13 protein-coding genes are annotated in these 14,597 nt (G+C 62.0%); 5 read left to right on the forward strand and 8 right to left on the reverse strand.

The window, feature by feature from the left end; genetic code table 11:
- The first annotated feature begins 108 nt into the window (after positions 1-108).
- The 5 genes from dnaX (at position 109) to LOY52_RS09455 (ending at position 5,942) form a co-directional block, all read left to right on the forward strand.
- Positions 109-2,220: a DNA polymerase III subunit gamma/tau gene (gene dnaX, locus LOY52_RS09435; protein WP_258679195.1), complete on the forward strand. Its 2,112-nt coding sequence runs from the start codon at positions 109-111 to the stop codon at positions 2,218-2,220.
- Positions 2,221-2,287: 67 nt separating this feature from the next.
- Positions 2,288-2,626: a YbaB/EbfC family nucleoid-associated protein gene (locus LOY52_RS09440; protein ID WP_003223337.1), complete on the forward strand. Its 339-nt coding sequence runs from the start codon at positions 2,288-2,290 to the stop codon at positions 2,624-2,626.
- Positions 2,627-2,896: 270 nt separating this feature from the next.
- On the forward strand, positions 2,897-3,931 hold the full coding sequence (locus LOY52_RS09445; RefSeq protein ID WP_258679197.1) for an NADP-dependent oxidoreductase: 1,035 nt from the start codon (positions 2,897-2,899) through the stop codon (positions 3,929-3,931).
- Positions 3,932-3,997: 66 nt separating this feature from the next.
- Positions 3,998-4,600 (forward strand): recombination mediator RecR, encoded by a 603-nt coding sequence (gene recR / locus LOY52_RS09450; RefSeq protein ID WP_007965550.1) that lies wholly within the window; start codon positions 3,998-4,000, stop codon positions 4,598-4,600.
- A 193-nt stretch (positions 4,601-4,793) separates the two neighbouring features.
- Positions 4,794-5,942: an acyl-CoA dehydrogenase family protein gene (locus tag LOY52_RS09455; RefSeq protein WP_258679199.1), complete on the forward strand. Its 1,149-nt coding sequence runs from the start codon at positions 4,794-4,796 to the stop codon at positions 5,940-5,942.
- A gap of 90 nt (positions 5,943-6,032) precedes the next feature.
- Here LOY52_RS09455 and LOY52_RS09460 read toward each other — a convergent pair whose 3' ends face one another.
- From LOY52_RS09460 to ccoG, 8 genes are all read right to left on the reverse strand, one after another.
- Complete coding sequence (locus LOY52_RS09460) at positions 6,033-6,581, reverse strand: adenine phosphoribosyltransferase (RefSeq protein WP_003223345.1); 549 nt, start codon at positions 6,579-6,581, stop codon at positions 6,033-6,035.
- A gap of 78 nt (positions 6,582-6,659) precedes the next feature.
- Entirely contained in the window at positions 6,660-7,394 is a 735-nt protein-coding gene (gene fnr / locus LOY52_RS09465; RefSeq protein ID WP_003223347.1) for a fumarate/nitrate reduction transcriptional regulator Fnr, read from the reverse strand.
- Positions 7,395-7,553: 159 nt separating this feature from the next.
- On the reverse strand, positions 7,554-8,936 hold the full coding sequence (gene hemN, locus LOY52_RS09470; RefSeq protein ID WP_258679201.1) for an oxygen-independent coproporphyrinogen III oxidase: 1,383 nt from the start codon (positions 8,934-8,936) through the stop codon (positions 7,554-7,556).
- Between the two features lie 170 nt (positions 8,937-9,106).
- On the reverse strand, positions 9,107-9,790 hold the full coding sequence (locus LOY52_RS09475; RefSeq protein ID WP_123587760.1) for a sulfite exporter TauE/SafE family protein: 684 nt from the start codon (positions 9,788-9,790) through the stop codon (positions 9,107-9,109).
- Positions 9,783-9,995, reverse strand: coding sequence for a cbb3-type cytochrome oxidase assembly protein CcoS (gene ccoS, locus LOY52_RS09480; protein ID WP_007965536.1), 213 nt, complete (start codon positions 9,993-9,995; stop codon positions 9,783-9,785). The genes LOY52_RS09475 and ccoS overlap by 8 nt, the downstream gene beginning before the upstream one ends.
- Positions 9,996-10,017: 22 nt before the next feature.
- Positions 10,018-12,468 carry a heavy metal translocating P-type ATPase gene (locus tag LOY52_RS09485; protein WP_258679202.1) on the reverse strand — a complete coding sequence of 817 codons (2,451 nt, stop codon included), beginning with the start codon at positions 12,466-12,468 and terminating at the stop codon, positions 10,018-10,020.
- Between the two features lie 131 nt (positions 12,469-12,599).
- On the reverse strand, positions 12,600-13,139 hold the full coding sequence (locus LOY52_RS09490; protein ID WP_258679203.1) for a FixH family protein: 540 nt from the start codon (positions 13,137-13,139) through the stop codon (positions 12,600-12,602).
- An 11-nt stretch (positions 13,140-13,150) separates the two neighbouring features.
- Positions 13,151-14,566, reverse strand: coding sequence for a cytochrome c oxidase accessory protein CcoG (gene ccoG, locus LOY52_RS09495; protein ID WP_027613255.1), 1,416 nt, complete (start codon positions 14,564-14,566; stop codon positions 13,151-13,153).
- Between the last annotated feature and the right edge of the window lie 31 nt (positions 14,567-14,597).

Below are 14,597 nucleotides of genomic sequence, written 5' to 3' on the forward strand. Positions count from 1 at the left end.
TCCCCGCCAACAGTCGCTTGGCCAGATTAGACGAGTACACCGGATGCAATTTTGCCCTTGCTCCGCTAGCATTAGCCGCTTCAGCTTCCTTCGTTGCGACGGTTTTCGATGAGTTATCAGGTTCTTGCACGTAAATGGCGTCCGCGCTCGTTCCGCGAAATGGTCGGCCAGACCCATGTGCTCAAGGCTCTGATCAATGCCTTGGACAGCCAGCGGCTGCACCATGCGTACCTGTTTACCGGTACGCGCGGGGTCGGTAAGACCACCATTGCGCGGATCATTGCCAAATGCCTGAACTGTGAGACAGGTATCACTTCCAGCCCCTGCGGCGAGTGTTCGGTATGCCGCGAGATCGACGAGGGCCGCTTCGTCGACCTGATCGAGATCGACGCCGCGAGCCGGACCAAGGTCGAGGACACTCGCGAGCTGCTGGACAACGTGCAGTACGCGCCGAGCCGCGGGCGCTTCAAGGTCTACCTGATCGACGAAGTGCACATGCTCTCCAGCCATTCCTTCAATGCGCTGCTGAAAACCCTCGAAGAGCCGCCGCCGTACGTCAAGTTCATCCTGGCGACCACCGACCCGCAGAAACTTCCGGCAACGATTTTGTCGCGCTGCCTGCAGTTCTCGCTGAAGAACATGACGCCCGAGCGCGTAGTCGAGCATTTGACCCACGTCCTCGGTGCCGAAAACGTGCCGTTCGAAGACGACGCGCTGTGGCTGTTGGGCCGCGCTGCGGACGGCTCGATGCGTGACGCCATGAGCCTGACCGATCAGGCCATCGCCTTCGGTGAAGGCAAGGTGTTGGCCGCCGATGTGCGGGCGATGCTCGGCACGCTGGATCACGGCCAGGTCTTCGACGTGCTGCACGCGTTGATCGAAGGCGATGCCAAGGCGTTGCTTGAAGCCGTGCGTCACCTGGCCGAGCAGGGGCCGGACTGGAATGGCGTGCTCTCGGAAATTCTCAACGTGCTGCACCGTGTCGCCATCGCCCAGGCGTTGCCTGAAGGTGTCGACAATGGCCATGGCGACCGTGATCGGGTGTTGGCGCTGGCGCAGGCGCTACCGGCCGAAGACGTGCAGTTCTATTACCAGATGGGCCTGATCGGTCGCCGCGACTTGCCGCTGGCGCCGGACCCGCGTGGTGGTTTCGAGATGGTCTTGCTGCGGATGCTGGCCTTCCGGCCCGCGGACACGGCGGACGCCCCGAGGCAACCGCTAAAGCCAGTGGGGATCAGCCAGGCCACAGTTGATTCCGCAAACTCAGTGGCTGCCGCGCCCAAGCCTGCGCCGGTAGTCGCTGCGGCTGTTGCACCTGCACCGGTTGTTGCTCCAGCGCTAGCGCCAGCGCCGGCTCCAGAGCCAGCGCCGGTGGTTGCTGCTGCACCGGCACCTGCGCCAGAACCAGAACCAGAACCAGAACCTGAGCCAGTCGTCGCCGAAGCGGTAGTCGACCTGCCGTGGAACGATCCGGTCGAGCCCGAGCCAGAACCCGAGCCGGTGCAGCAACCAGCCGTCGAGCCGGTGCTGGAAACCGCCAGCGAGCAGCCCGAGTTGCCGCCGATGCCGCTGCCGACGCCGGACAGCGTGGTGCCGGATGCGCCGGAGTGGGCCGCTGCGCCGATTCCCGAGCCGTCGGTCGCCGACGTCGATGCCGCCACACCGGGCATGGATCTCGACGATGAGCCGCCGCTGGACGAAGACTACATTGAGCCGGACATGGATTCGGCCTACAGCTACCTCGACGATCTGGCCAGCGAACACACCGCCGAGCCGGCCCCGGAACCCGAGCCGGAGCCTGCCGCCGCGCCGGCCACCGGTCTGGCGTTGCAATGGCTGGAGCTGTTCCCGCAACTGCCGATCTCCGGCATGACCGGCAGCATCGCCGCCAACTGCACGCTGATCGCGGTCGATGGCGACCATTGGCTGATGCACCTGGACCCGGCGCACAGCGCACTGTTCAACGCCACACAGCAGCGGCGCCTGAACGATGCGTTGAACCAGTTCCACGGTCGCACGCTGACCCTGACCATCGAGCTGATCAAGCCCGAACAGGAAACCCCGGCGCAGGCCGCGTCCCGTCGCCGGGCCAACCGTCAGCGCGAGGCGGAGGAATCGATCCACGGTGATCCGTTCATCCAGCAGATGGTCCAGCAGTTCGGTGCGGTCGTGCGACACGATACTATTGAACCTGTCGACGCCTTGGTCGCCCAAGGCTAATAACTGAGGGCGTTCGGCGTTAAGTGCCGGGCGCTGTTTTGATCCAAGTACTTTTGAGGTGATTCCCATGATGAAAGGTGGCATGGCCGGCCTGATGAAGCAGGCGCAGCAGATGCAGGAAAAAATGGCCAAGATGCAGGAAGAACTGGCCAACGCCGAAGTCACCGGCAAGGCCGGTGGCGATATGGTCACCGTGGTGATGACCGGTCGTCACGACGTGAAAAGCGTCAGCATCGACCCAAGCCTGGTTGAAGGCCTGAGCGAAGACGACAAGGAAATGCTCGAAGCCGTGGTCGCTGCCGCCGTCAACGACGCCGTGCGCAAGATCGAAGCCAACAGCCAGGAAAAAATGGGCAGCATGACCGCCGGCATGAACCTGCCAGCGGGTATGAAACTGCCATTCTGATTCGCCTTTGCGGGTTGAATGAGCTACACAAAATGCCAGGCATCACGCCTGGCATTTTTGTTTCCGTTCCTCAGGCACAACCACCTGTAGGAGCTGTCGAGTGAAACGAGGCTGCGATCTTTTGATCTTGATCTTTAAAAGCAAGATCAAAAGATCGCAGCGTGCCGCAGCTCCTACATGATTTCGAGCAGTGAGATACATCGAACCCGGCACCGCGCTCAAGGTCTGCTCCCTATACCCCCGAATTCATCATTCACAGGAGACGCTGACATGTCCGACCCTCTGACCCTCAATCAACGCTTCGTCCTCGCTTCACGTCCGGTGGGCGCGCCGACTCCGGAAAACTTCCGTCTGGAGCGCGAAGCGTTGCCTGATCTCGAAGACGGCCAGGTGTTGCTGAAAACCTTGTACCTGTCGCTCGACCCGTACATGCGCGGGCGCATGAGCGACGCACCGTCCTACGCCGCGCCGGTACAAATCGGCGAAGTGATGACCGGTGGCGCTGTCAGCCGTGTCGAGAATTCCCGTCATCCAAAATTCCACCAGGGCGATCTGGTGGTCGGCCTCACCGGCTGGCAGAGCCACAGCATCAGCGACGGTCGTAACATCATGCCGATCCCGTCCGGCCTGCCGAGCCCGTCGATGGCGCTCGGCGTGTTGGGCATGCCGGGGATGACCGCGTACATGGGGCTGATCGACATCGGTCAACCGAAAGAAGGCGAAACCCTGGTGGTCGCTGCGGCGTCCGGTGCCGTCGGTTCGGTGGTCGGTCAGGTAGCGAAGATCAAGGGCCTGCGTGCCGTGGGTGTGGCCGGTGGCGCCGACAAATGCACATACGTGGTCGAGGAACTGGGTTTCGATGCCTGCATCGATCACAAGTCGCCGGACTTTGCCGAGCAATTGGCCAAGGCCTGCCCGAACGGCATCGACATCTATTACGAAAACGTTGGCGGACATGTGTTCGATGCCGTGGTGCCGCTGCTCAATCCCAAGGCGCGGATTCCGCTGTGTGGACTGATCGCCGGCTACAACGCCACGGAAGCGCCGCAAGGCCCGGATCGTCTGCCGATGCTGCAGCGTACGTTGTTGACCAAGCGCGTGCGGATTCAGGGCTTTATCGTGTTTGACGACTACGGCGACCGCCAGCCGGAATTCATCAGCCACATGGTGCCGTGGGTGCGCGATGGCAAGGTGAAATTCCGTGAAGACGTCGTGGAAGGCCTGGAGCAGGCGCCCGAGGCATTTATCGGTCTGCTGGAGGGGCGCAACTTCGGCAAACTGGTGGTGAAGGTCGCCCAGGACTGAGCATTTGACGCTGGCCAGAGGCGCGGGTATAAACCGCGTCTCGTTGTTTTGTCGGACTTTTTACCCATGAGCTTCAGCCCTTTGATTCGCCAACTGATCGACGCCCTGCGCACTTTGCCGGGCGTGGGTCAGAAAACCGCCCAGCGCATGGCGTTGCAGTTGCTCGAACGTGACCGCAGCGGTGGCACGCGACTGGCTCAGGCCCTGAGCCAGGCCATGGAAGGGGTGGGTCACTGCCGCCAGTGCCGCACGCTGACCGAAGACGATCTGTGCCCGCAATGCGCCGACACGCGCCGCGACGACACGCTGCTGTGCGTGGTGGAAGGGCCGATGGACGTGTATGCGGTGGAGCAGACCGGTTTCCGTGGTCGCTACTTCGTGCTCAAGGGCCACCTGTCGCCGCTCGACGGTCTGGGGCCGGAAGCCATCGGTATTCCGCAGTTGATGGCGCGCATTGAAGAAGCGGGCACCTTTACCGAAGTCATCCTCGCCACCAACCCCACGGTGGAAGGTGAAGCGACTGCGCATTACATCGCCCAACTTCTGGCCAACAAAGGCCTGATCGCCTCGCGCATTGCCCACGGTGTGCCGCTGGGTGGGGAACTGGAGCTGGTGGATGGCGGGACGCTGGCGCATTCGTTTGCCGGGCGTAAACCCATCTCTCTCTGAGTTCAGCGGTGCCTTGACTGGCGCCTTCGCGAGCAGGCTCGCTCCCACATTGGCTTTGTGCCATTCACAAATCCCCTGTGGGAGCGAGCCTGCTCGCGAATGGCGCGCCTCGGTCTACCTGATTCACACAATTGTATTGAAAACCAAGCAAGCGCTCGGTTAACGTCGGCCAACCCTCCAGTGGAGTTCGCCGATGCCTGCCTTTCAGGAATACTTCGACCCCAGCCACCAAATGGTCCGCGACAGCGTCAGACGTTTCGTCGAGCGCGAGATCTTGCCGGACATCGATGCGTGGGAAGAAGCCGAAGGCTTTCCCCGTGAGCTGTACCTGAAGGCCGGGGCAGCGGGGATTCTCGGCATTGGCTACCCGGAAGCGCTGGGCGGTAGCCACGAAGGTGATGTGTTCGCCAAAGTCGCCGCCAGCGAAGAACTGATGCGCTGCGGCTCTGGTGGCCTGGTCGCGGGCCTAGGATCGCTGGATATCGGCCTGCCACCGATCATCAAATGGGCCCGGCCCGAGGTGCGCGATCGCGTCGTGCCGCAAGTGCTCAGCGGCGAAAAGATCAGCGCGTTGGCGATTACCGAACCCGGCGGTGGTTCCGACGTCGCCAATCTACAGACCCGTGCCGTGCGTGACGGCGAGTTCTACCGGGTCAGTGGCAGCAAAACCTTCATCACCAGCGGCGTGCGTGCCGATTTCTACACCGTCGCAGTGCGCACCGGAGCGCCGGGTTTCGGCGGCATCAGCCTGCTGTTGATCGAGAAGGGCTCCCCAGGCTTCACCGTAGGCCGTCAGCTGAAGAAAATGGGCTGGTGGGCCTCGGACACCGCTGAGCTGTTCTTCGACGATTGCAGAGTGCCTGTGGGCAATCTGATCGGCGCCGAGAACATGGGCTTTGCCTGCATCATGGGCAATTTCCAGAGTGAACGGCTGGCGCTGGCGCTGATGGCCAACATGACTTCTCAGCTGGCATTGGAAGAGGCGCTTAAGTGGGCGCGCGAGCGTGAGGCGTTCGGCAAACCGATCGGCAAGTTCCAGGTGATCAAGCATCGGCTAGCCGAAATGGCCACGGCACTGGAAGTATCGCGCGAGTTCACCTACCGCCAGGCGGCGAAAATGGCGGCGGGGCAGAGCGTGATCAAAGAGATTTCCATGGCCAAGAACTTCGCCACGGACACCTCGGACCGGCTCACCAGTGAAGCGGTGCAGATTCTTGGCGGCCTGGGTTACATGCGCGAAAGCCTGGTGGAGCGGCTGTATCGGGATAACCGCATTCTGTCGATCGGCGGCGGGACGCGGGAGGTGATGAACGAGATCATCAGCAAGCAGATGGGGCTTTAAAAGCAAAAGATCGCAGCCTTCGGCAGCTCCTACAGGGAAACGCACATCCCACTGTAGGAGCTGCCGAAGGCTGCGATCTTTTGATCTTTACTATTTATCCGTCAGCGCAAACTGCGTCAGACAGAAAGTAGGAATACCCATGTCCTCAAGACGCTGCGAACCCCCCAGCTCCGGCAGATCAATGATCGCCGCCGCCTCATGCACCCGCGCGCCCATGCGGCGGATCAGGTTGGCCGCGGCGATCAGCGTGCCGCCGGTGGCGATCAGGTCATCGAACATCACCACCGAGTCGCCTTCGCACAGGCTGTCGGCATGGACTTCGAGGAACGCTTCGCCGTACTCGGTCGCGTAACCTTCGGCCAGCACGTCCGCCGGCAGCTTGCCCTGCTTGCGGAACAGCACCAGCGGCTTGTTCAGCTGGTAGGCCAGCACCGAACCGATCAGGAAGCCGCGCGCATCCATCGCGCCGATGTGGGTGAAGTCGGCTTCCACATAACGGTGGGCGAAGCTGTCCATCACCAGGCGCAGGGCCTTGGGCGACTGGAACAGCGGGGTGATGTCGCGAAAGATCACGCCCGGTTTCGGGAAGTCGATCACGGGGCGGATCAGGGATTTGATGTCGAAGGAGTCGAAGACCATCGTCGAGGTGTCCTGGCAGGGCTGCAAACGGCGCAGTATACCCGCGGCTGAAACGCTTCGCTCAACCGCGGATCGAGATCAGCCTTCGAGCGAGCCGCCGGCCAGGGCGCACAGCTGGATCGGGTCGAGGATGTGGATCTCTTTGCCCTCGGCGGCAATCAGTTCGTTCTGCTGGAAGCGGGTGAATACCCGTGACACGGTTTCCACCGCCAGGCCCAGATAATTGCCGATTTCATTGCGCGACATGCTCAGGCGGAACTGGTTGGCCGAGAACCCGCGAGCGCGGAAGCGGGCCGACAGGTTGACCAGAAACGTGGCGATACGCTCGTCGGCGGTTTTTTTCGACAACAGCAGCATCATCTGCTGGTCGTCACGGATCTCGCGGCTCATCACCCGCATCAACTGACGGCGCAGCTGCGGCAGTTGCAGGGCCAGTTCATCAAGGCGTTCGAACGGGATTTCGCAGACCGAGGTGGTTTCCAGGGCCTGGGCCGACACCGGATGTTTCTCGGTGTCCATGCCGGACAGGCCGACCAGCTCGCTCGGCAGGTGGAAACCGGTCAGTTGTTCTTCGCCGCTGTCGCTCAGGCTGAAGGTCTTCAGGGCGCCGGAGCGTACTGCATAGACGGAATCGAAGGTGTCGCCCTGGCGGAACAGGAACTCACCCTTTTTCAACGGGCGGCCACGTTTAACGATTTCGTCCAGCGCATCCATGTCTTCCAGATTCAGAGAAAGTGGCAGGCAGAGAGGAGCCAGGCTGCAATCCTTGCAATGGGCCTGGTTGTGAGCGCGCAGTTTGACTGGCTCGGACATTTCTTAAATCCTTGTGGGAAAACACACATAAGACGTAAGGGTAACCCACGGGGGGACATTCAGGCCAGCCTATGGCGAGATTGCCCCGCGGGCATAAGGCCGCAGGGCAAACAAAGACACGGGGCGTTCGCGATACATCGGGTTCATAGGCAGGGCGTTTCAAATCACCCGCGAGAAGCGCTGGCGGTTCTGCTGCTCCAGATACGCATCGAACACCATGCACACCGAGCGCACCAGCAGGCGTCCGGCCGGCAACACTTCGATGCGTTCGCGTTCCAGCTTGATCAGCCCATCGTTGGCCATGCCTTGCAGTGGCGGCCACAGCGCGCCGAAATAGCCCTGAAAATCGATGTTGAACGCTTGCTCGATCTCGGCGAATTCCAGGCTGAAATTGCAGATCAACTGCTGGATCACCGCGCGGCGCAGGCGATCATCGGCATTGCACACCAGGCCACGGCTGGTCGCCAGTTGCGCGGCGGCGAGGGTGTTCTGGTACTGGTTCAGATCGCTGTTGTTCTGACAGTAGAGATCGCCGATCTGGCTGATCGCCGACACTCCCAGACCGATCAGGTCGCAATGGCCGTGGGTGGTGTAGCCCTGAAAGTTGCGCTGCAGTGTCTGTTCTTCCTGGGCAATCGCCAGCTCATCGTCGGGCAGGGCGAAGTGATCCATGCCGATATAGCGATAGCCGGCGGCGGTCAGTTGTTCGATGGTGCGCTGGAGCATCTCGAGTTTTTGCGCAGGGCTCGGCAGCTCGTGGCTGTTGATCCGCCGTTGCGGCATGAAACGTTCCGGCAGGTGTGCATAGTTGAACACCGAGAGACGATCAGGTTGCAGGCTGATGACTTCCTCAACGGTGCGCGCAAAGTTCTCCGGTGTCTGTTTGGGCAGGCCGTAGATCAGGTCGATGTTGATCGAGCGAAATTGCAGGGTGCGCGCCGCATCGATCACCGCGCGGGTTTCTTCCAGGCTCTGCAGGCGATTGACCGCCCGTTGTACCGCCGGATCGAGGTCTTGCAGGCCGATGCTGACCCGATTGAAGCCGAGTTCGCGCAACAGGCCCATGGTCGACCAGTCGGCCTCGCGTGGGTCGATCTCGATGCCGTAGTCGCCGGAATCGTCATCCAGCAGATTGAAGTGTTTGCGCAGGTGCGCCATCAACTGCCGCAGTTCGTCATGGCTGAGAAAGGTCGGGGTGCCGCCGCCGAAGTGCAACTGCTCGACTTTCTGCGCCGGTTCCAGGTGACAGGCGATCAACTGGATTTCCTGCTCCAGGCGTTGCAGATACGGCTGCGCTCGCCCGCGATCCTTGGTGATGACCTTGTTGCAGGCGCAGTAGTAACAAATGTTCGCGCAGAACGGCACGTGCACGTACAGCGACAACGGGCGCAACGCCTTGCGGCTGTCGCGCAGGGCGTGGAACAGGTCGAAGGTGCCGACCTGACTGTTGAATTGCACGGCCGTCGGGTACGAGGTGTAGCGCGGCCCCGCCAGGTCGTAGCGGCGGATCAGATCAGTGTCCCAACGAATGGCGTCGAGCATGCGGGCATTCCCCCGGATAGGCTGGCAGTGTGGCGAGTCTATCGGGGTGCGGCGACGGGGCTGTTGATTTGCATCAAGAGCATAAGAGCAAAAGATCGCAGCCTGCGGCAGCTCCTACATTTGGAATCTGTTCCCCTGTAGGAGCTGCCGAAGGCTGCGATCTTTTGCTGTTAATGGCCCATCAGCCAATGCTGATGCGGCCCCGGCAATGTCCAGATCCCGAACACAATCACCAGCAGACCCCCAGCCATGCGCACGCTGCGTTTGCGCAGCAACGCCGTGACCCGCTCGGCCGCCAGCCCCGTCGCCAACAGCACCGGCCATGTCCCCAGCCCGAACGCCAGCATCAACAGCGCACTGTCCAGCGCATTGCCCTGGCTTGCCGACCACAGCAGCGTGCTGTAAACCAGTCCGCACGGCAGCCAGCCCCACAGTGCTCCGAGCAGCAGGGCGCGGGGCAAACTCGATACCGGCAGCAGCCGATTGGCCACCGGCTGAATGTAGCGCCACAACCCGCGACCCAGGCTTTCGATGCGGGTCAGGCCGCTCCACCAGCCGGCCAGATACAGGCCCATGGCGATCAGCAGCAGTCCGGCGAGGATGCGCATGACCATCGCCGCCGGACTGTTTGCCACCGCCCAACCAGCGAGGCCGATCAGCAAACCTGCGGTGGCGTAACTGAGGATCCGTCCGAGGTTGTACGCCAGCAGCAGACGAAAGCGTCGGCTGCGCTGCTCCTTGGGAATCGCCAGGGTCAGCGCGCCCATCAGGCCGCCGCACATGCCCAGGCAATGCCCGCCACCGAGCAGGCCGAGGATCAGCGCGGAAACCAGCAGCGGCGCCAGCTCAAGCATGGGGCGGCGCCTTGTCCTGCGGTTTGTCGGCTTTGGCTTCGTCCACGGCGGCGGTGTGGTTCGGGTCCTGATCGTCGAACAGGATGCTGTGGGCCGGGCCGTCGAGGTCGTCGTACTGCCCACTGTCCACCGCCCAGAAGAAGATGTACACGGCGATGGCCACGATCAGCAGGGCGGCCGGGATCATCACGTAAAGAGCTGGCATCGGTACTCCAGGCCCGCGCGGCTCAAGCCGGCAACGGGCGGGTTTCTGAGCGGGTGCCGGCGACCGGCGCGCTCGGCAGGCGAGTCAGGCGCAGGGCGTTGAGCACCACGGTCAACGAACTGATCGACATGCCGACCGCAGCCCACACCGGGGTGATCCAGCCGAGGGCGGCGAACGGCAACATGAGGCCATTGTACAGCGCCGCCCACAGCAGGTTCTCGATGATTACCCGACGGGTTCTGCGCGCTAAGGTAAAGGCTTGCACCAGCGCGTCGAGGCGGTTGGACAGCAGTACCGCGTCGGCACTGGTTTTCGCCAGATCGGTGGCTGATCCCATGGCCACGCTGATGTCGGCGGCGGCCAGCACCGGTACGTCGTTCACACCATCGCCGAGCATCAGCACTTTGCGCCCTTGTGCGTGCAGTTGTTGCAACACTTGCAGTTTGTCATCCGGTCGCAGACCGCCACGGGCCTCGTCGATGCCCAGTTCGGCGGCGACGCTGGCGACCATCGGCGAGCTGTCGCCCGACAGCAGCAGCGTGCGCCAGCCACGGGCCTTGCAGGCGGCGAGCAGGGCGGGCGCATCGTCGCGCAGGCGATCGTCGAGAACAAACCACGCCAGCGCTGCCGAGTCATCACCGAGCAGCAGCCACTGACCCGGTTCATCCGGCATCGCCGGCAACGGTGAACCGCTGAGGGCGCAGACAAATTCTGCCTGACCAATGCGCAAACGCTGTGTGCCAACCAGCCCTTCGAGGCCAAGTCCCGGCGTGCTGTGCACTTCGTCAGCGGCCAGTGGCGCACGACCGAACGCGCGGGCAATCGGGTGTTCCGAACGGTTTTCCAGCGCGGCGGCAAGGCTCAGGCACTGGTCGCTGTTCAGCGTGCCCAGTGGGCGAATCGAGCGCAGTACCAAGCGGCCTTCGGTGAGGGTGCCGGTCTTGTCGAAGATCACCGTGTCGATCTGGTTCAGGCCTTCCAGCACATGGCCGCGCGTCAGCAACAGGCCGAGTTTGTGCAGGGTGCCGGTGGCGGCGGTCAACGCCGTCGGGGTTGCCAGCGACAGCGCGCAAGGGCAGGTCGCCACCAGCATCGCCAGCACGATCCAGAACGCCCGCGACGAATCCAGCTGCCACCACAACAGGCCGATGGCTGCGGCCGCAATCAGCGACAACAGCAGGAACCATTGCGCGGCGCGGTCGGCGATTTCTGCCAGTCGCGGCTTCTCGGCCTGGGCGCGATCGAGCAGGCGGACGATGGCTGACAAGCGCGTGTCCTGACCCAGTGCCAGTACCTCGACGGTGAGTGCGCCTTCGACATTCAGCGTACCGGCGGTGACCGCATCGCCAAGGGTGCGCGGTTGTGGCAGGTATTCACCGGTCAGCAGCGATTCATCGATGCTTGACTGGCCGTCAAGGATCTTGCCATCCGCCGGCAGAATCGAACCCGGTTGCACCAGCACCCGGTCGCCGAGGCGCAATTCGCTGAGCAGAATCCGTTCACTTTGGCCTGTGTTGTCGAGGCGCAGGCACGAGGCCGGCAGCAGATTGACCAGTTGTGCCGTCGCGGCGGCGGTGCGTTCGCGGGCCCGGCGTTCCAGATAGCGCCCGGCAAGGAGGAACAGCGCGAACATCCCGACCGCATCGAAATACAGTTCGCCGACGCCGGTGATCGAGGTCCAGATTCCGGCGATGTAGGCGCTGCCAATGGCTAAAGACACCGAGACGTCCATGGTCAGATGACGGGTGCGCAGATCGCGCATGGCGCCCTTGAAGAACGGCGCGCAGCTGTAGAACACGATCGGTGTGGTGAGGAACAGAGCGACCCAGCGCAGAATCGTATGCAGCTCGGGGCTGAGGTCGATATTGAATTCCGGCCAGGTCGCCATGGTCGCCATCATCGCCTGGAACCACAGCAGCCCGGCGACACCTAGCTGGCGCAGGGCCAGACGGTTTTCGCTGGCCAGTTGTTCGCTGGCGCGGTCGGCCTGATACGGGTGCGCGGCGTAGCCAATGTGCCGTAGTTCGGCGAGGATCTGGCTCAGCGGCAATTGCGCATCGGCCCATTGCACGTGCAGGCGGTGGTTGGACAGGTTGAGGCGCGCCTCGGCCACTGCCGGCAGGGTGCGCAGGTGTTTCTCGATCAGCCAGCCGCAGGCGGCGCAACTGATGCCTTCCATCAGCAGGGTGGTTTCGGCGAGTTCACCCTCATGACGGACGAAGGGTTGTTGCACGTCGGCGCGGTCATACAGCGCCAGTTCATCGGTCAATTGCACCGGCAAGGCTTCGGGGTTGGCCGAGGCTTCGCTGCGATGCTGGTAATAGCTTTCCAGACCACCAGCAACGATGGCTTCGGCCACGGCCTGACAGCCTGGGCAGCAGAACTCGCGGGACTCCCCGAGCACAACGGCGGTGAAGCGACTGCCCGACGGAACGGGCAGGGCGCAGTGGTAGCAGGGGAGTGGGGTGGTCATCGAATATTCGCTAATACTGCTGAATCAACACCATCCCTGTAGGAGCTGCCGCAGGCTGCGATCTTTTGATCTTGCTTCTAAAAAACAAAGTCAAAAGATCGCAGCCTGCGGCAGCTCCTACAGGGTTCGGTTTACTTCTTCAGGTCTTCGGCGCCCTGCAGCGGCTCGTCACCAAGCAGCAGATCCTTGTCGTGGCTGACCTGTTCCTCTTCGAACATGCGCCACATGTGGTCGTCCTGAGTGCCCAGCAATTCGACAAAACGCCGACCTTCGACCTTGTCGCCCAACTGGCCGATGTAACGACCGGCTTCGGTTTCGCTGCGGCTCAGGATGATCTTGCGATCCTTCTCCGGTTGGGTCGGCGAGATCAGGTTCAGTTCCAGGGTTTTCGGCTGGCTGTTGCCGCTCAGGCGCAGGTCGACTTCGCCGGTGACGTCATCCAGGTGCACGTTGGCGCGCATCTTCAGATCCTGCGCCAGCAGCTCGCGATCCAGTGAGCGGTTGATGCCCTTGCCGGCCTCGTAATAGTTGTCGTTGACCAGGTTGTCCGGGTTGTTCACCGCAATGGTCACCATGGACAGGGTCAAGGTCACCGAACAGGCCAGAATCCCGATGATGATCCATGGCCAAAGGTGCTTGTACCAAGGACTGGCGGCGTTTGCTGCAGGCATGTTCAGTTCTCTCAACGGGTTTGTGGGCCGATGAATCGGCTCTTGGCTTCAACGTGGACGCTGTCGTCGTCGGCGTCCTTGAGGATGAATTTCACCTCGTTGGTGCTCGACGGCAATTGTTCCGGTGCGCTCGACAACTCCACCGGCATGCTGAAGATTTCACCGGCCGGTACCTTGATCTCGCGTTTGCCTTGCAGGCGCAGATCCGGCAGACCGGCGGCTTCCAGCACGTAGGTGTGGTCGCGCTGATCTTTGTTCATGATCTTCAGGCTGTAGACGTTTTCGATCCGGCCTTCGGCGTTCTCGCGGTACAACACGCGGTCCTTGCTGACGTCGAAGCCGACCAGCGAGCGCATGAAGAACGCCGTCACCAGCAGACTGATCATCGCCAGCAGTACCACCGCGTAGCCAATCAGGCGTGGCCGCAGTTTATGGGTTTTCTGGCCGGACAGGTTGTGTTCGGTGGTGTAGCTGATCAGGCCGCGCGGGTAATCCATCTTGTCCATGATCGCGTCGCAGGCGTCGATGCACGCCGCACAACCGATGCACTCGATCTGCAGACCGTCACGGATATCGATACCGGTCGGGCACACCTGAACGCACATGGTGCAATCGATGCAGTCGCCCAGCCCCATGGCCTTGTAATCGACACCTTTCTTGCGCGGGCCACGGCTTTCGCCGCGACGCGGGTCGTAGGAAACAATCAGGGTGTCCTTGTCGAACATCACGCTCTGGAAACGTGCGTAGGGGCACATGTAGATGCACACCTGCTCGCGCAGCCAGCCGGCGTTGCCATAGGTGGCGAGGGTGAAGAAACCGACCCAGAAATACGACCAGCCATCGGCCTGACCGGTGAAGAATTCGAACACCAGTTCGCGGATTGGCGAGAAGTAGCCGACGAAGGTCATGCCGGTGACGAAGCCGATCAGCAGCCACAATGAATGTTTGGCGAGCTTGCGCAGAAACTTGTTGCCGCTCATTGGCGCTTTATCGAGCTTGATACGCTGGTTGCGGTCGCCTTCGGTGACTTTCTCGCACCACATGAAAATCCACGTCCACACGCTTTGCGGACAGGTGTAGCCGCACCAGACGCGGCCGGCGTAAACGGTGATGAAGAACAGGCCGAACGCCGCGATGATCAGCAGGCCGGACAGCAGAATGAAATCCTGCGGCCAGAAGGTCGCACCAAAGATGAAGAACTTGCGTTCCGGCAGGTTCCACCACACCGCCTGATGCCCGCCCCAGTTCAGCCACACCGTACCGAAATACAACAGGAACAGCGCGGCGCCACCAATCATCCGCAGATTGCGGAACAGGCCGGTGAAAGCACGGGTGTAGATTTTTTCTCGAGAGGCGTAAAGATCGACGCTGTTGTTCGCGTTTTTGCTCGGTGGTGTGACGTCGTGTACCGGAATCTGGTTGCTCATCATTGCATCCCACGGCAGTGGACAAATGCCT

It is taken from the genome of Pseudomonas sp. B21-051 (assembly GCF_024748795.1).
GTDB classification, from domain to species: domain Bacteria; phylum Pseudomonadota; class Gammaproteobacteria; order Pseudomonadales; family Pseudomonadaceae; genus Aquipseudomonas; species Aquipseudomonas putida_A.